We start from the raw sequence: 15886 nt of genomic DNA, 5'->3' as shown, positions 1-15886 counted from the left end.
CCCAGCGTAACGAGTCCCCCGCCGACGGCCGTGGGGGCGGTTCCCGGTTAACCTGACCCGCATGGCGACGGAAGCCCCTGAACCCCCGGTGGACTACGACGTCCACACCACGGCCGGGAAGATCGCGGATCTGGAGCGGCGCCGGTACGAGGCCGTGCACGCCGGTTCGGCGCGGGCCGTGGAGAAGCAGCACGCCAAGGGGAAGATGACGGCGCGGGAACGGATCGACGCGCTGCTCGACCCAGGGTCGTTCGTCGAGTTCGACGAGCTGGCCAGGCATCGGTCGACGAACTTCGGGATGGAGAAGAACCGGCCTTACGGTGATGGCGTCGTCACCGGGTACGGGACCGTCGACGGGCGTCCGGTCGCGGTGTTCAGCCAGGACTTCACTGTTTCCGGTGGGTCGCTCGGCGAGGTGTTCGGCGAGAAGATCTGCAAGGTCATGGATCATGCGATGACCACGGGCTGCCCGGTGATCGGGATCAACGACTCCGGTGGCGCGCGGATCCAGGAGGGCGTCGTCGCCCTCGGGCTGTACGCGGAGATCTTCAAGCGGAACGTGCACGCGTCCGGGGTGATCCCGCAGATCTCGCTGGTCATGGGGCCGTGCGCGGGCGGCGCCGTGTACTCGCCGGCGATCACCGACTTCATCGTGATGGTCGATCAGACGTCCCATATGTTCATCACCGGGCCTGATGTGATCAAGACGGTCACCGGTGAAGAGGTGACGATGGAGGAGTTGGGCGGGGCGCACTCGCACAACTCCCGGTCCGGTGTGGCGCACTACCAGGGGTCGGACGAGGACGACGCGATCGAGTACGTCAAGGCGCTGCTGTCGTACCTGCCGTCCAACAACCTGTCGGACGCGCCGGTGTTCGATGTCGCGGTCGATCCGGAGGAACTCGCCGAGGAGCTCGACTCGCTCATCCCTGATTCGCCGAACCAGCCGTACGACATGCACACCGCCATCGAGCACGTGCTGGACGACGGCGAGTTCCTGGAGGTGCAGGAACAGTACGCGCCGAACATCATCGTCGGGTTCGGGCGGGTCGAGGGCCACTCGGTCGGCATCGTCGCGAACCAGCCCATGCAGTTCGCCGGGACGCTCGACATCGCCGCGTCCGAGAAGGCCGCCCGGTTCGTCCGGACGTGCGACGCGTTCAACATCCCGGTGCTGACGTTCGTGGACGTCCCCGGCTTCCTCCCCGGCACCGACCAGGAGTGGAACGGCATCATCCGGCGGGGCGCGAAGCTGCTGTACGCGTACGCGGAGGCGACCGTCCCGCTCGTCACCATCATCACGCGGAAGGCGTACGGCGGCGCGTACGACGTCATGGGGTCCAAGCACCTCGGCGCCGACGTCAACCTGGCGTGGCCGACCGCGCAGATCGCGGTCATGGGCGCGCAGGGCGCGGTGAACATCCTGTACCGGCGGGAGCTCGCCGCCGCCGACGACCCCGACGCCCGCCGCGCCGAGCTGATCACCGAGTACGAGGACACGCTCGCCAACCCCTACATCGCGGCCGAACGCGGCTACGTCGACAATGTGATCAAGCCGTCGGAGACGCGCGGGCAGGTCGTGCGGGCGCTGCGGGCCCTGCGGGACAAGCGCCGGACGCTGCCGCCCAAGAAGCATGGGAACATCCCGCTGTGACCGCGACCCTCCCAACATGTGGGGAGATCTGGTGACCGCATCGGATCAGCCGTTCCTCCGGGTCGTCCGGGGCGACCCGGGCCCGGAGGAGATCGCGGCGCTCGTCGCCGTGCTGACCGCCCGCGCCCGCGCCGCCGAGGCCGCCGGGAACGCGGCGGACGGCGCGCCCCGGCCGTCCCGATGGGCCGACCGGACCCGGCTCGTGCGCGCCACGGCCGCGGACGGACCGCGACCCCGCGGCCCCGGAGCGTGGCGGGCGAGCGCCCTACCGCGCTGACGGACAACGCTGGTTCACGCCCAGCGACGGCCCGGCACGAATAAGGTGGAAGGCCATGGCCACCTCGGAGTTCGTCCCACAGCCCGCGCGCTACGCCATTTTCGTCGACGCGGGATACCTCTACGCGGCCTCCGGTGCCCTGCTGCTCAGCTGCGGCTCCAGGCGTGAATACCGGGTCGCCGCCGAGAAGCTGATCAAGGCTTTGACCGATCACGCCGACGAGCAACGGCGGGGCGAACTGCTGCGGGTGTACTGGTTCGACGCGGCGCCGAAACGGCAGCCGACGGTCGACCAGCGCGTCATCGCGAACCTGCCGCTGGTGAAGCTGCGCCTCGGGAACCTGAACGCGCAGGGCCAGCAGAAGGGTGTGGACGCCCAGCTCCGAGCCGACCTTGAGGCCCTGGCCCGGCATCGCGCGATCACCGACGCGGTGCTGCTGGCCGGTGACGAGGACATGCTGCCCGCCGTCGAGGCGGCCCAGCGCTACGGGGTCCGCGTGCACCTGTGGGGGGTCGAGCCGACGCACGGTTCGAACCAGGCCGAGTGGCTGGTGTGGGAGTCCGACACGGTCGAGGTGCTGCCCGCCGACTTCCTGCGCCCCTACTTCACCAAGGCGAAACTGCTGCCCGGGCCGGGGACGGCCGCCGCCGTCCGGGACGCCGCGTCCGCCGCGCAGCGCACGAGCCCCGTCCCGTCCCCGTCGCAGGTGTTCGCGGGACGGCCCCCGGCAGTCAAGCCGACGCCCGCCACCGTCCGCGCCAGCGTCCCGGCCCCGACCGGCGCGACGCCCGCCACGGTGGCAGCGTCGATGAACTCCGCCGCGACGGACGGCAAGCTCGCCGAAGGCAAGCTCGGGCCGGAACGCGACCACATGCTGGAGATCGGCGAGCATGTCGCACAGAAGTGGATCTTCGAGCGGGGCCGGGACAACATCCGTGACCTGCTGCCCGGCCCCATCCTGCCGCCGGTCATCGACAAGGAACTGCTGATCGAGGCCGAGAAGGAACTCGGTTCCTCGCTGCGCCCCTACCAGGAGGCCCGCACCTGGCTGCGCGACGGCTTCTGGGAGCGCGTCTACCGCGAGTTCGGCATCGGCATCGGCAAATCCGACTAGCTCTCGACGCGCGTCACGTTTCGCGGTTATCCGAGTACTCGGTGTCGTCTCCCGGTAAGGTCCCCGCCGTGACAGGGGAGGGACGGAGAGCGCGGGCCGCCGTGTTCCGGGTCGCCGCGGCCCTTGCGGTGACCTGCGGTGTGCTCGTCGGCTGCGAGTCGCCCGTCCCGTTCTACCGGCCCGGTCAGGGTTCCCCGGACGGCCCGGCGATCGGGCTCGGTGGGCCGGCGCCGTACCTGCCCCCGCGTCCGGAGAGCGTCCCGCCCGCCGTCCCCGTGCCCGCCGGGCGGGTGGCGACGTCGCGGCTGTACGTCGCGCACGGCCGGGTCATCGACGTCCTCGACCCCGGCACGCTCCAGGTCATGGAACGCGTCCGCGCCGGGGCGGCGGCGGCGCGGATCGTGCCGTCTTCGGATTCGCGGCGGTTGTGGGTCGTCGACCGGGCTCACGGTGTTCTTGTCGCGGTCGGGGTGGACGGTGGTGAGCGGGGGCGGCCGGTGCGGGTGAAGGGTGCCGCCGGGTTGTACTTCACGCGGGACGGGCGGGACGCGCTGGTGCTGTCCCCGCGTCGCCTTGGCGTTCGTGACCCGGTGACGATGCGGGCGAGGGCGGCGGTGCCGCTGCCGTGCGCGGCGGGTCATGCCGACTTCACCGCCGACGGGTCGGCGCTGGTCGCGACGTGCCCGTCGGCGGGCACGCTCGTCCGCGTGGATCTCACCGGGCGCCGTGTCACCGGGACGATCCGGCTCCCGCGCGGGGCCCGGCCCGGTGACCTGCGGTCGGCGCCGGGTGGGGCCGTGTTCCATGTCGCCGATCCCGCTGCGGGGGGCCTGTGGGTCGTGGACGCGCGGCGGTTCGTGCCGCTGGGATTCGTTCCGACCGAGCCGGGCGCGCGGAGCCTGGTCGTCGGTGGGGACGGGCGCCGGGTGTTCGTCGTGGGTGGTGATGTTCTCGCCGTCGTCGACGTCGGGGGCGGGCGGGTCGTGTCCCGGTGGCCGTTGCCGGGGCGCGGACCCGCGACGCCGGGCGGGCTGTCGCCGGACGGGTCGGCGCTGTGGCTCGCCGACCCCGGCGGGCTCGTCTACGCCGTGTCGACCCGGACGGGAAGCGTGCTGCGGAAGGTCGATGTCGGGGGGCGTCCGGCGGCGTTGTGCTTGCAGCCGGGTTCTTGAAGCGCGGCTCAGCGTGATCCGACGCCGCGCCAGTCCGGAAGCAGTTCCTCCACCAGCGCTTCTGTTTGGGGTTGGAGCCGGTCGAACAGCGGGTCCCGGGCGATGCGGCCGCGCATCTCGTCCACGATCACCCGGACCTGCGCGACGTCGCCGGTGGCGTGGGTGGCGCGGAGCAGGTCACGCCACAGGCCCTCGTCGTCCGGTGCGAGCCGCAGCCCGGCGCGCGCCGCGCTCACCGCTCCCCGCGCGTCGCCCTCGTCCAGCCGCAGCACGACCAGCCGGTGCGCGACGTCGATGACCCGCGCGGACGCCTCGTACTCCAGCACATGGTCGGCGAGCCACGCGTACCGGCCGCGCGGACGGCCCGCGAGGAGCGGCCCCCGGACGAGGTCCAGCGCGTACGACATGTAGGCGGTCTCGGACGCGGGCTCGGCCGCCGACCGCCACACCAGCCAGCGGAACACGTCGAGGTCGACCCGCACCTCCGAGCCGAGCCTGATCCGGCCGCGCTCGTCGTAGTACAGGTTCGGGCGGCCCCGCGCGTCCCGGCCGAGCCAGTCCGACACGCGCGCCACGCACGCGTCGCGGACGCCCGCGGGGACCCCGCGCGGCCAGATCGCGCCGGACAGCACCGTCGGGTGGACGCCCTCCGGGTGCGCCGCCAGATACACCAGCAGTTCGGTGCACAGGTCGCGGCGGTCCTCGTCCATCGGGCCGGGCGCGTCCACCTCGATCGGGCCGAGCAGGCGGATGTCGACCGAGGACTGCTGCGCGGTCGGCGGCTCCGCGCCCCCGGCGAGGCCGGGAAGCTGGACGGAATCGTTGCGGCTCGCCGTCCTGAACAGGTCGAACACGTTGCGGTAGGCGTCGTCCTCGACGAGTTGCGCCTCGACCTCGAAGCCGAGGACGCCCGCCTGGAGGCGTCCGGCGTCGTCGACGTCCCAGGTCCAGGTGGCGCCCTGCACGTCGCCGGGGACGAGGTAGCCCGCGGCCATCCGGGTGCCGGTGCGGGCGAGCGCGACGAGCCGGTCCGCGTCCTGTTCCGACGGCTGGTCCGCCATGATCAGGTAGTGCGGCATCCACGCCTCGCCGAACACGCCGCGGCACCGTCCGGTGAGGACCGAGTCGACCCCCGACGCGGCGAGCGCCTGCCGCACCTCCTCGCTGCGTCCCTCCAGTTCGGGCAGCGCGTCCGCAAGCGTCGCGACGGACCGGACCCGGTCCGGCGCGATCTCCCGCAGCCCCTCGCCGAGCCCGCCGTCGAACCCGACGAGCGTGATCCGCATGTGGTCGGACCACCGGTTGGTGGCCAGCTCGATCGCGATCGCCGACAGCGCCGCCCGGCGGACGTCCTCGGGGCCGCGCAACGCGATCAGGCCGTGCGCGGCCTCCAGGTCGACGAGGATGCGGCCGTTGTCGTTCGTGCCGATCGAGACCAGGCCGGGGTAGGGCGCGAGGACGTCACCGAGGTCGGACGACTCGAGTCCGGCGAGGGCGTCGCCGGACAGGCGCCACACCTGCCCGTCGTCGAACGCCTGCCACGGCGCGGGCGGGTTCCGGTCGGCGGGCGCGATCCACAGGTCGAGGCTCTGCGCGCCGGCGAGATGCACGCCGTACACGGTCGGCAGCGGACGGCCGCCCGCCGCCATCGACTTGGACAGGTGCCGCAAACCGAGGTCGAGCAGGCGCGCCGCGTCGTCGTCGGCGCCGAGCCGCAGCGCCCGCTCGGCCAGGGCCGCGCCGCCCCGCGGTCGCGCGATCATGGCGCCGGGTTCGCGGTTCCACATCTGGGCGCGGCGGCGCCGGCCGAGGACGACGAGCAGCCCGGAGCCGATCAGCGCACCGGCCGCGAGCCCGTGCGGCCAGCCGATGTCGAGCCGGTCGGTCTCCTCCTGCGACGCCGACGGCCGCGCGTCGGGCAACTGCGACACCGGGGTCTCCGACGTCGGGGGCTTGGGCGCCGGAGCCTTCGAAGCCGGGGGCTTGGACGCCGGGGGCTTTGAGGCCGGGGGCTTGGCGGCGGGCGGCTGCGACGCCGCCGGAGGTTGTGTGGTGGGTGGTGGTGTGGCGGGCGGTTTGCTGGTGGGTGGTGGGGCGGGCTGCTGTGGCTGCGGGGTCGGCGGCGCCGACTCGCGCGGCGGCTCCGGCTGCGCGGGCCGCTCCGGCTCTTGTGGTCGCTGCGGCTTCTCAGGCTTGGCGGGCTTGTCGGGGACGGCGTGACCGTGCTGGAAGTAGTCCTTGAGGTCCTTGGCCGGAATGACCTTCGCGCCCTTGGCGTCCGCGGGCATCTCCAGGATCCAGCCGGGCCGGATCAGGCTGGCGATGGTGAGCCGTGACCCGTCCGGCTGGACGTGGTCGTTGTTGAGTTTGAAGATCTCCTTGTAGCGGCGCCCGTCCCCCAGGCACTTCTCGGCGATCTCCCACAGGCTCTCGTGGTGGCGTCCCTCCGGCGGCCGCACCCGGTAGATCTTGGTGGTGGCCGACTCGTCCACCGGGTTCTGCGCGGCGACCCGCTCGGCGGGGGTGGCCAGGGCCGGGCCCTGCGGCGCGGCGGCCGGGGGCTGCTGGAGCTCCTCCGCGTGCGCCACGGACCGCGTCAGCCCGCCGACCCCCGACAACGCGGGAACCATCACGGACGTGGCGCTGAACAGCAGCAGCGCGGCCACGACGAGCCGGTGCACCAGGGACTGCGCGCCGCCCGCCAGCGGCACCCGCGCGGGGACGCCGACGCCGCGGATCCCCGCGTACACCTCGACGACCACGCAGACCGCGAGCTGGATCCAGGCGAGCCACACCAGCGCGGCCAGGATGTCGATGAGCGCGCCGGGCCCCACCCGTCCCGTCAGGTCGGACGTGGACGGCACCTGGTCGGGCAGCGGCGACCCGAACATGACCAGCAACGCGATCGGGACGCCCACCACCAGCGCGGTCAGCGCGACGATCGAGCCGATCCCGGCCAGCACGTCGCCCGCGCCGCGCCCGACCTTGACCGGTGCCCTGCGATGGGACGGCCCCCCACGCCCGCCGGAGGTGCCGTGGGTTCTCTGTCCGTGCCGCGTCACCATAGCGCCCCTGCCGTTCGCCGGTCCCTGCCTGCACCACGCGTGGACGTCGCCCTCATCGTAGGACGGTTCGCTTTCCGGCTCACGGCCCATCGCCTCCCGTGACGGGACGCGCGGTCGCGCCGGACGTCAACCGGAACTCCCCGAGCCCGGGAATGATCCCGAGCAACTGCGGCCGGACGGTGATCTGGACGGTCACGGCCACCTCCTGCTCGTCGGCGTCGCACCGCGACGCGGTGACCTGGTCGCGGTAGGCGGTGAGCATGTCGCACGCGGCGGCGCGGGCCCGGCCCGGGTCGAGGACGGGTTCGCCGGTCCGCCGGAGCGCGTCGGTGTCGATCTGGTCGGCGCCCGCGCGGGCGGCCTGCTCGGCCATGTCCGCGGCGCGCTGCCGCGCGTGGATGGCGAGGCCGCCGTCCACCAGCAGCCCGGCCAGCAGCAGGACGATCGGTGTGAACAGCACCGTGTACAGGGCGATCGTGCCCCGGTCCCGCTCGCGATGGGTCATGGTTCGTCTCCGGGGTCGGTGCCGCGGAACGTGAACGTGTCGATGGGCGCGATCGCCTCGCCGCGCAGGCGTTTGGTGCCGGGCAGCCCGATGAACGACAGGTCGCCGAGGTCCACATCGCAGGTGATCGTCACACCGACCCGGCCGCCGGGTCGCCAGTCGGACACGTCGGTCTGGACGCTGGGCCCGCCCGCGCACCATGAGGTGTCCCGCAGGCCGGACGCTGCGGTCTCGGCGGCGAGGCTCCGGGCGGACGCGGCGCTGCGGGCGATGGAGGCGGCGCGCACCGCGTCCCGGGCGGCGCCGTCCATCTGGCTCTGCGCGTCGACCATCCGGCCGACCGCCGTGAGGAAGAGTAAGAACACCACGAAGATGGGGGTGACCAGCACCATCTCCAGGGACATCGAGCCGCGGTCGGAACGTCTCACGGGCCCGCCCCTCGCTGGCACGAGGTGCCGTCGCCGACGTCCGGGCGGAAGCACTCGATCGGTCCCTGGGAGCGTTGCGAGACGTGGAACCGCATGAACGGGATGACCGACACGGCGTATCCGCTGACCTCGACCCAGCGTTCGTCGGCGGCCTCGCCGGTGCGGACCTGAAGGCCGTCCAGCAGTTCGGGGCCGATGGCGCGGGCGTCGTCGCGGGCCTTCACGGCCGCCGCGTCCTGCCAGCCGCCGCCGACGGGCGAGGTCCGCGCGACACGGGCGCCCGACTGCGCCGCCGCGAGCGCGACATGGCGGGCGTGGAACACCATGGCGAACTGCACGACGATGAACATGAGCAGGATCAGGACGGGTGTGAGCAGCGCCCACTCCATCGACGAGACCCCGGCGTCGGAGCGGAGCCTCAGCCGGTGTTGATGGTGTTGGCCTTGTCCGTGACCTTCCGGGTGATGATCGCGCCGATGGTGATCGCGAGTAGCGCCAGGATCGCGGTGATGATCGCCCATTCGATCGCGGAGGCGCCCCGGTCGCGTTCCTCGTCGGAGCGCAGCCGGGCGAGCCGCGTGCCGAGCACGGCGCGCAGATAGGCGACGGCGGGATCGTTGAACGGGTTGTGCTGACTCATCGTGGCACCTCCAGTGGGCCGGTTCGGTGGTGTCGTTCGCGTCGACGGTGTCGGGGGTGGACGTCATGAGGCGAGCACCCGCATCAGGGCCGGGTAGGCCAGGAAGATCAGGAATCCGGCGCAGAGGAACAGTTGCGCGACGAGCATCGACTGGGAGCGCTCTCCCGCCTTGCCCTCCAGTTCCGACAGTTCGCGGCTGCGCATGGACGCGGCGCGCGCCGCGAGGGACTTGCGGATCTGCGCGCCGTCGTCCTGGACGAGGGCGAGCGCGCCGGCGAGGTCGCGCAGTTCGGTGATGTCGAGTTCCTCGCCGAGCCGGCCGAGGGACTGCCAGGGCGTCTGACCGGTGATGCGGGCGTTGGACAGGGCGTCCCGGATGCGGTGCATCGCCCAGCCGGCGCCGACGTTCGAGGCGGTCATCAGCGCCTCGGGGACGCCGCGTCCGCCCGCGAGGTTCATCGAGACGAGGTCGAGGAACGCGCCGACGACGTGCCGGAAGTCCTGCCTGCGGGCCTGCGCCTCCTGCCGGAGCTGCATGTCGGGGAAGAAGAAGACGATCACGGCGAACAGCACGCAGACCCAGACCGGGACCGCGACGGACGAGCCGAGCCCGAGCAGCGTGAAGTAGGCGACGATCAGCGGGATGAACAGCAGCGCGGCGGCGGGCAGCAGGAACTTCGTCGCGAGGAACGCCTCCAGGGACCGTTCGGTGATGGCGAGGTCGGCGCGGATCGAACGCAGCCGCCAGCCCCGCGACTCGCAGAACCGCGCCAGCTCCTTCCCGAGCCTGGCGCGGACGCCGCCGACCTTCTCCAGCGTCGGGGACAGCCGTCCGGCCGCCTGCTCCTCCAGATCGCGGCGGCGGGTGGCGTCGAGCGCGGCCATCCGGGCGGCGAGGCCGGGACGCTGCGGGAACAGCGCCCGGACGAGGAGGTACACGCCGAGGCCGATGACGGAGCCGGCGAGCAGCGCGGCGTTCAGGCCGTTCACGACGTCCCACCGCCTCCCTGCCAGCCCGCGACGGTGCTCGGCACCTCGTCGGGCACGCCCGGCTCAGCCGGTTTGCGGGGCTCGCTGAGGAAACGTCCCGGCAGTTCGTACTTCGACAGGCGCCGCAGCCACAGGAACGCCGCTCCGTACAGGGCGACGACGACGCACAGGACGAGCTGCCCGAGGAAGTCGTCGTACGGTTCGACGTAGGAGTGGTTGAACACGGCGAGGGCCAGGGCGGTCCCGACGGAGACGGCGACGACGATGCGGACGCTGCGCCGCGTGGACCGCCGGTCGGCCTCCACCCGGCGCCGCATGTCCAGCTCGGCGCGGGCGGAGGTGGCGAGCGCGCCCAGCATGTCGCGCAGGCCGGGGCCGCGGAGCTTGGCGTTGAGGATCAGCGCGGCGATCACCAGGTCGGCGGACGGGTCGTCCAGGTCGTCGGCGAACCGGCGCAGCGCCTCCGGCATCGGGACGCGGGTGTGCAACCGGTCGACGAGGTTGCGGAGCGGCTGCTGGAGGGCGGGCGCGGCGGCGCGCTGCGAGGCGGGGATGGCCTGTTCGAGGCCGACCGCCCCGGCGATGGTGTCGCGGAGCGACTCCGTCCACGCGGCGAGGCCCTCCAGGCGCGCCATGCCGCGGCGTTCCTCGGACGCGCCGCCCGCGAGGCCGTTCCAGGCGAGGACGAGCGCGCCGGTGCCCGCGGCGGCGATCGGCCACCGCGTCACGACCAGGACGGCCATTCCGGCGACGACGGCGACGGCCGTGCGGGTCGTGAGCGTCCGGACGAGGTCCTCGCGGCGTCGCCCGCGTGGGAGCCGCCGCCCGCCGGGCAGAGATCCCACCGGCAGCCCGCGCAGCGCCGCGACGAGCAGGATCAGCCCGCCGCCCGCCACGGCGCCCGCGACGATCGCGAGCAGGACGTCCGGCGTGTACATCACCAGCCTCCGGCGGACGGGTCGTATCCGTGTTCGGCGAGTTCCGCGACGCACTGGATCGGGGCGGCCGGGACGACCTGTCCGCCGTTCCCGAGCGCGAACACCTCCGACGACAGGACCCGCCCGTCCACGCCCGTGACCTCCCGGACGCTCGACACGAAGCGGCGCAGCCGCCCGCCGGAGGCGTAGTCGTTGCGCTTCTCGATGAACACGACGAAGTCGATCGCGCCCGCGATCAGCATGTGCGTCGCCTCGACCGGCAGCCGCTCCTCCGACTGGATCGCGTACGTGGCGATGCGGTTGAAGACCTCCACCGACGAGTTCGCGTGGATCGTCGACAGCGACCCGTCGTTGCCCTGCGTCATCGCGTTCAGCATCGTCACGATCTCGTCGCCGAGCACCTCGCCGACGATCACGCGGGACGGGTTCATGCGCAGCGACCGGCGCACCAGCTCCGCCATCGAGATCGCGCCCTGCCCCTCGGGGTTCGGCAGCCGCTGCTCGAAGGCGACACAGTTCGGGTGCAGCTCGGGAAAGGCGTCCAGGCCGAGTTCGAGGGCGCGTTCGACGGTGATGAGCCGCTCGTGCGGCGGGATCTCGTTCGCGACGGCGCGCAGCAGCGTCGTCTTCCCCGCGTTGGTCGCCCCCGCGATCATGATGTTCTTGCGGGCGTGGACGGCGGCGCGGAAGAAGTGCCCGAGTTCCTGCGGGAACGTGCCGTTGCCGACCAGGTCGGCGAGGAACACCTTGCCGAGCCGGGCGCGGCGGATCGACAGCGCGGGACGGACCGTCACGTCCATCACCGCCGACAGCCGCGAGCCGTCCGGCAGGCGCAGGTCGAGCTGCGGGTTCGCGGTGTCGAACGGGCGCGACGACAGCCCGCTGTACGCGGCGAGGATCTGGATCAGCTCGACCAGTTCCTCGTCGCTCTCGGCGACCGGTTCGCCCATGACCTCGCGCCCGTCGGCGTAGCCGAGGAACACGCGGTCGCAGCCGTTGACGTCGATGTTCTCGATTTCGGGGTCCTCCAGCAGCGGCTGGAGCCGGCCCACGCCGAACAGCGCCGCGTGCACCCCGGCGGCGAGCGCCTCCTCCTCTTCGGCGTTGGGCGGACGGCGCCCCGAGGTGATCTCGCCGCGGGCGAACTCCTCCAGGACCTGGCCGATGAGCGCGCGGGCGAACTGCCGCTCGTCCTCGCCGGTCATCGACGGCAGGCCGTTGGCGGCGTCCAGGCGGCGCTGCTGCGCCAGCCGGTCGCCGACCTCCTGCCGCAGCCGTTTGACGAGCCCGTGGTCCATCTACCGCCTCCCCTGCGCGGCCGGGGTCTGACCGGACGCCGTGGCAGGTCCGGACGGGGGTGGTGGCGGTGCCGGCGCGCCGGCGGAGGGGAGGCGTCCGACGAGGTCGCCCGCGACCTCGCGGGCGGAGCGGATCAGCAGCGAACGGTCCAGGCGTCCGCCCCAGCGGCCCGACAGCAGCTCGGCGCCCTTCGGGTCGAGGGCCAGGCCGCCGAGGACGGTCACGTCCGGTGCCGGGGGCTCCCGCGCGGCGTCCGGGTCCTGACGTCTGCGGGCCCCGGCCAGGATGCGGGCGACCTCGGCGATCGAGCCGCGGAAGTCGCGCGGGTCGGCGAGGACGAGCACCCCGACGGGCGGGCCGCCGCGCAGGTCGGAGGCCAGCGCGGCGACGCGTTCGCGCAGGTGCGCGACCTGTTCCAGGGTGGCGCGGGTGAGCAGGACGACCAGGTCGGCCTCCCGCATCAGGTCGGTCAGCGGCGAGTCCGGGCCGAGCCGCCCGCAGTCGGCGATCACGTCGACGGGCGCGAGCCCGGCGAACGCGCGGCCGAGGGGACGCCACAGCCAGGTCATCGCCTGCGCCTGCTCGGCGTTGGTGAGCCCGACGAGCACGTCGAGCCCGCCGACGAGCCGCTGGCAGTGCTCGGCGATCTGGTCGGGGCGCAGGCCGCGGCGGGCGGTCGCGGCGAGGCTGAGCAGGCCGCGGGACGGGTTGAGCACGCCGCCGTCCGCGTCGTCCCCGGTCTCGGCCGGGAGCCGGTACACGAGGTCGCCGCCCGCCTGGTCGCACTCCGCGACCAGCACGGGACGCGGCCACACGGCGCCGAGCGCGACGGCCGCGGTCGTGACGCCCGGTGCCCCCTTGTCGGCCGCGAGCGCGATGAGTGCCACGGTCAGTTACCGCCCGTACCTGGTGCCGGTGCACCGCTCCGACCTGGAACGGGCACCGTGCCGTCGGGGTTCCGCGTGCCGCCGGAGCCGGGCGTCTGCCCACCGGGCCCGGGGGGCCTGGCGGGGTCGGGCTCGGCGGGGTCGGGCTCGACGGTTTTGGCGGGCGGCGGGACGGCCACGCTGGCGCCGGGCGGGATGAGCGCGAGCGCGAGCGTCCCGGCGGAGGCCGCCTGTGTCACCTGCGGCGCGTCCGCCGGGGCGACGGCGACGTCCACGCTGGTCTGCTCGGACCGCAGCCGGGGGCCGCCGAGGCCGGCGCCTCCGCCGTCGTCGGCGCCCACGCCGATCACGATCGCGTCGCGGGAGAGCACGGTTCCGGGACGCGGCCCGCCGTTCGTGCCGCCGCCGACCGCGTAGAGCAGGACGTGCCCGCCGATGTCGAGGCCGTCGGACGGGAACTGTCCCGGTTTCAGCGCGAGCCCGACGATGAGACGTCCGCTCGACGGCGCGTCCATCGGGCTGATCATGCCGTTGGTCAGCAACGCGCCCTTGACGAGCGGGACGGCCGCGGTGTGCCGGGGCACCCTCGCCCGCTCCGACCAGTTGAGGAACTCGATTCCGGTGTCGCCGATCTGGACCTCTTCGAGGGCGCTCGCCGGGATCGGCTGCCCGGCCGCGACCGGTCGCGCGATCCGGATCGCCGACACCCGCTCGCCGCTGGCCATCACGAGGTACGCGCTCGCGAGGGCGCCGCCGAGGATCAGCAGGACCGCGAGCGCCGCGAGCGCCGGTTTGCGTTCGCGGGGGGAGGTGGGGAGCCGCTGCCCTCCCGAGGTGCCGAGCCCCGAACGGCCGAGCCCCGCCGAACCGCCGGACGAGCCCGCCGCACCACCGCCGGAGATGGTCGACTGGTTGGACTTCATCGCGCTGCCCACGCGCTCCTTCCCGCCCTCTCACGGACCCCGTTCCCGGGGGTCCGCGCATCACCGAGCGTTCCATGCTTGCGGGGGCGGCAAGGTCACGTCAATGGATTCGGTGGAGTAGAGCGGCCATTATCCGGACCTGGCGCGATGACCTGCATATTCGTTGATCACGTCGCTACTTACCATCAGTCACATTCGTCACTGACCGCTAGCCCTGCCCCTGGAGCCCGATGAGACGGCCGAGCAGCGTCATGCCGTGGTCGAAGTAGGCGGCCCGTTCGTCGATCACGTTGTTGAATTGCCCGAACAATTCGAAACTGACCGTTCCGTACAAACCGGCCCAGGCCGTGAGGGAGCGTGCGATCACGTCGTCGGGGACGTCCAGGCCCACCGCGGCGCGCACGCGGTCCAGCGACGTCACGAGCGTGGGCGGCACCGGCGGCACGTCCGCCTCGCCCGGTCCGACGGCGCCCGCCACGTACGCCTCGGCGATGATCCGCGAGAAGACGACCTTGTCGCGGGTGGCGGGCGGAACGGTGTCGGTGGGCGCCTGGTATCCGGGGACGGGTGACCCGTACAGCAGGGCGTACTCGTGCGGGTGCGCCAGCGCCCATTCCCGGACGGCCCGGCACACGGCGAGCCATCGTCCGGCGAAGTCGTCGGCGCCGCCCCGGGCGCGGGCGTCGGCGTCGGCGCGCTCGACGGCCTCGCCGACCGCGTTGTACCCGTCGATGATCAGCATGGTGAGCAGGTCGTCGCGGCTCGCGACGTACCGGTAGATCGCCGAGGAGACCATGCCCAGCTCGCGGGCGATCGCGCGCAGGGACAGCCCGGTGGCGCCCGCGGTGGCCAGCTGCCGTCTCGCGGCGTCCGTGATCTCGCGGATCAGCTCCGCCCGAACCCGTTCCCGTGCCGTACGCGCAGCGCTCATGGGCCGAGCGTAGCAGAGCAGCGCACAGAAACGAGAGCACCGCTCTTGACATCGCCGCTCTCAGGCGAGAGCATTGCTCTCATTACGGAGCACTGAGCACAACCGGAGGAGTGGACATGCGCAAGCACGTGATCGTCGGCGCCGGACAGGTCGGCGCCCACCTGGCGAGGCGGCTCGTCGAGAGCGGACACGACGTGGTCGTCGTGACCCGGTCGGGCTCCGGGCCGGCCGGCATCGAGAGGGTCGCCGCCGACGCCGCCGACCGGGCCCGGCTGACCAAGATCGCCGCAGGGGCCGACGCGATCTACAACTGCGTCAACCCGCCCTACCACCGCTGGACCCGGGACTGGCCGCCGATGGCGGCGTCCTTCCTCGGCACCGCCGAGGACACCGGGGCAGTGCTGGTGACGCTGGGCAATCTGTACGGGTACGGGCCCGTGGACGGTCCGATGACCGAGGACCTGCCGCTCGCCGCGCCCGGCGTCAAGGGCCGGGTGCGCGCCGCGATGTGGCGGGACCTGCTGGCCGCGCACGAGGCGGGCCGCATCCGGGCGACCGAGCTGCGCGCGTCCGACTACTACGGGCCGGGGAGCACCGACCAGGCGTACCTCGGCGAGACCCGGTTCGTGAAGCCGCTGCTGGCGGGCAAGCGGGTCATGTTCCTCAGCGACCCGTCCGTCCCGCACGCCTGGACGTACCTGCCGGACGTCGCCGAAGCCCTCGCCATCGCCGGGACCGACGAGCGCGCGTGGGGCCGGGCCTGGCACGTCCCGACCGGTCCGGCCATCTCGGCGGTCGACGTCGCCGAGCGGCTGTGCGAGATCGCCGACGCCCCGGCGCCCCGGGTCCACGAGCTGCCACGCCCCCTCTTCAACGCGATCGGGGTCGTGTCGCCGATGGTGAAGGAGTTGCGGGAGACGCGGTACCAGTTCGACAAGCCGTACATCCTGGACTCATCGACCTTTGAATCAACTTTCGGGATGAGCCCGACGCCGCTGGAGGACGCCCTCCGCACGATCGTCGCCGATCATCGGGAGCGGTCGGCGCGGGGTAATTAAGCTGA

At 73.0% G+C, this 15886-nt stretch carries 16 protein-coding genes; 5 read left to right on the top strand and 11 right to left on the bottom strand.

Translation table 11 applies throughout. The features are described from left to right. Positions 1 to 61: 61 nt before the first annotated feature. From D0T12_RS07005 to D0T12_RS06990, 4 genes are all read left to right on the top strand, one after another. On the top strand, positions 62 to 1654 hold the full coding sequence (locus D0T12_RS07005) for an acyl-CoA carboxylase subunit beta (protein WP_117398623.1): 1593 nt from the start codon (positions 62 to 64) through the stop codon (positions 1652 to 1654). Positions 1655 to 1670: 16 nt separating this feature from the next. Beyond that, entirely contained in the window at positions 1671 to 1931 is a 261-nt protein-coding gene (locus D0T12_RS07000; RefSeq protein WP_117398622.1) for an acyl-CoA carboxylase subunit epsilon, read from the top strand. A gap of 55 nt (positions 1932 to 1986) precedes the next feature. Continuing rightward, positions 1987 to 3045, top strand: coding sequence for an NYN domain-containing protein (locus tag D0T12_RS06995; protein WP_117398621.1), 1059 nt, complete (start codon positions 1987 to 1989; stop codon positions 3043 to 3045). 68 nt (positions 3046 to 3113) lie between these two features. Further along, positions 3114 to 4217: a YncE family protein gene (locus D0T12_RS06990; RefSeq protein ID WP_147339418.1), complete on the top strand. Its 1104-nt coding sequence runs from the start codon at positions 3114 to 3116 to the stop codon at positions 4215 to 4217. An 8-nt stretch (positions 4218 to 4225) separates the two neighbouring features. On the opposite strand, the gene D0T12_RS06985 is transcribed toward D0T12_RS06990, so the two are convergent. The 11 genes from D0T12_RS06985 to D0T12_RS06935 form a co-directional block, all read right to left on the bottom strand. Continuing rightward, positions 4226 to 7282 (bottom strand): bacterial transcriptional activator domain-containing protein, encoded by a 3057-nt coding sequence (locus D0T12_RS06985; RefSeq protein WP_117398965.1) that lies wholly within the window; start codon positions 7280 to 7282, stop codon positions 4226 to 4228. A 79-nt stretch (positions 7283 to 7361) separates the two neighbouring features. Beyond that, complete coding sequence (locus tag D0T12_RS06980; RefSeq protein ID WP_117398619.1) at positions 7362 to 7787, bottom strand: TadE/TadG family type IV pilus assembly protein; 426 nt, start codon at positions 7785 to 7787, stop codon at positions 7362 to 7364. Then, the gene (locus tag D0T12_RS06975; protein ID WP_233525880.1) at positions 7784 to 8215 is read right to left on the bottom strand and encodes a TadE family protein; all 432 of its coding nucleotides are present in this window, start codon (positions 8213 to 8215) and stop codon (positions 7784 to 7786) included. Before D0T12_RS06975 ends, D0T12_RS06980 begins: the two co-directional genes overlap by 4 nt. Next, positions 8212 to 8604, bottom strand: coding sequence for a TadE family protein (locus tag D0T12_RS06970; RefSeq protein ID WP_233525879.1), 393 nt, complete (start codon positions 8602 to 8604; stop codon positions 8212 to 8214). The genes D0T12_RS06975 and D0T12_RS06970 overlap by 4 nt, the downstream gene beginning before the upstream one ends. A 29-nt stretch (positions 8605 to 8633) precedes the next feature. Beyond that, entirely contained in the window at positions 8634 to 8855 is a 222-nt protein-coding gene (locus D0T12_RS06965) for a Flp family type IVb pilin (protein WP_117398617.1), read from the bottom strand. A 63-nt stretch (positions 8856 to 8918) separates the two neighbouring features. Beyond that, a complete protein-coding gene (locus D0T12_RS06960; RefSeq protein WP_233525878.1) occupies positions 8919 to 9845 on the bottom strand; it encodes a type II secretion system F family protein in 927 nt (308 codons plus the stop codon). Beyond that, positions 9842 to 10783, bottom strand: a complete 942-nt coding sequence (locus D0T12_RS06955; protein WP_117398615.1) for a type II secretion system F family protein — start codon at positions 10781 to 10783, stop codon at positions 9842 to 9844. Before D0T12_RS06955 ends, D0T12_RS06960 begins: the two co-directional genes overlap by 4 nt. Further along, complete coding sequence (locus D0T12_RS06950; protein WP_117398613.1) at positions 10783 to 12081, bottom strand: CpaF family protein; 1299 nt, start codon at positions 12079 to 12081, stop codon at positions 10783 to 10785. The genes D0T12_RS06955 and D0T12_RS06950 overlap by 1 nt, the downstream gene beginning before the upstream one ends. Further along, positions 12082 to 12969 carry a hypothetical protein gene (locus D0T12_RS06945; protein WP_233525877.1) on the bottom strand — a complete coding sequence of 296 codons (888 nt, stop codon included), beginning with the start codon at positions 12967 to 12969 and terminating at the stop codon, positions 12082 to 12084. Between the two features lie 2 nt (positions 12970 to 12971). Continuing rightward, positions 12972 to 13904, bottom strand: coding sequence for a CpaB family protein (locus tag D0T12_RS06940; protein ID WP_117398611.1), 933 nt, complete (start codon positions 13902 to 13904; stop codon positions 12972 to 12974). Between the two features lie 196 nt (positions 13905 to 14100). After that, positions 14101 to 14823 (bottom strand): TetR/AcrR family transcriptional regulator, encoded by a 723-nt coding sequence (locus tag D0T12_RS06935; RefSeq protein WP_117398610.1) that lies wholly within the window; start codon positions 14821 to 14823, stop codon positions 14101 to 14103. Between the two features lie 116 nt (positions 14824 to 14939). Between D0T12_RS06935 and D0T12_RS06930 the strand changes: the two genes are divergently transcribed. Continuing rightward, positions 14940 to 15881 (top strand): NAD-dependent epimerase/dehydratase family protein, encoded by a 942-nt coding sequence (locus D0T12_RS06930; protein WP_117398609.1) that lies wholly within the window; start codon positions 14940 to 14942, stop codon positions 15879 to 15881. The last annotated feature ends 5 nt before the right edge of the window (positions 15882 to 15886 follow it).

The sequence above is a fragment of the Actinomadura spongiicola genome (assembly GCF_003432485.1).
GTDB classification, from domain to species: Bacteria; Actinomycetota; Actinomycetes; order Streptosporangiales; family Streptosporangiaceae; genus Spirillospora; species Spirillospora spongiicola.
Note: the sequence above shows the minus strand (reverse complement) of the source record. Positions and strands in the feature narration are given on the sequence as shown.

What these genes read in the sequence shown, in the direction of transcription:
- D0T12_RS07005 (WP_117398623.1), top strand. Translation starts at nt 62, where the DNA reads ATGGCGACGGAAGCCCCTGAACCCCCGGTGGACTACGACGTCCACACC.
- D0T12_RS07000 (WP_117398622.1), top strand. Translation starts at nt 1,671, where the DNA reads ATGTGGGGAGATCTGGTGACCGCATCGGATCAGCCGTTCCTCCGGGTC.
- D0T12_RS06995 (WP_117398621.1), top strand. Translation starts at nt 1,987, where the DNA reads ATGGCCACCTCGGAGTTCGTCCCACAGCCCGCGCGCTACGCCATTTTC.
- D0T12_RS06985 (WP_117398965.1), bottom strand. Translation starts at nt 7,282, where the DNA reads ATGGTGACGCGGCACGGACAGAGAACCCACGGCACCTCCGGCGGGCGT.
- D0T12_RS06980 (WP_117398619.1), bottom strand. Translation starts at nt 7,787, where the DNA reads ATGACCCATCGCGAGCGGGACCGGGGCACGATCGCCCTGTACACGGTG.
- D0T12_RS06970 (WP_233525879.1), bottom strand. Translation starts at nt 8,604, where the DNA reads ATGGAGTGGGCGCTGCTCACACCCGTCCTGATCCTGCTCATGTTCATC.
- D0T12_RS06965 (WP_117398617.1), bottom strand. Translation starts at nt 8,855, where the DNA reads ATGAGTCAGCACAACCCGTTCAACGATCCCGCCGTCGCCTATCTGCGC.
- D0T12_RS06955 (WP_117398615.1), bottom strand. Translation starts at nt 10,783, where the DNA reads ATGTACACGCCGGACGTCCTGCTCGCGATCGTCGCGGGCGCCGTGGCG.
- D0T12_RS06950 (WP_117398613.1), bottom strand. Translation starts at nt 12,081, where the DNA reads ATGGACCACGGGCTCGTCAAACGGCTGCGGCAGGAGGTCGGCGACCGG.
- D0T12_RS06935 (WP_117398610.1), bottom strand. Translation starts at nt 14,823, where the DNA reads ATGAGCGCTGCGCGTACGGCACGGGAACGGGTTCGGGCGGAGCTGATC.
- D0T12_RS06930 (WP_117398609.1), top strand. Translation starts at nt 14,940, where the DNA reads ATGCGCAAGCACGTGATCGTCGGCGCCGGACAGGTCGGCGCCCACCTG.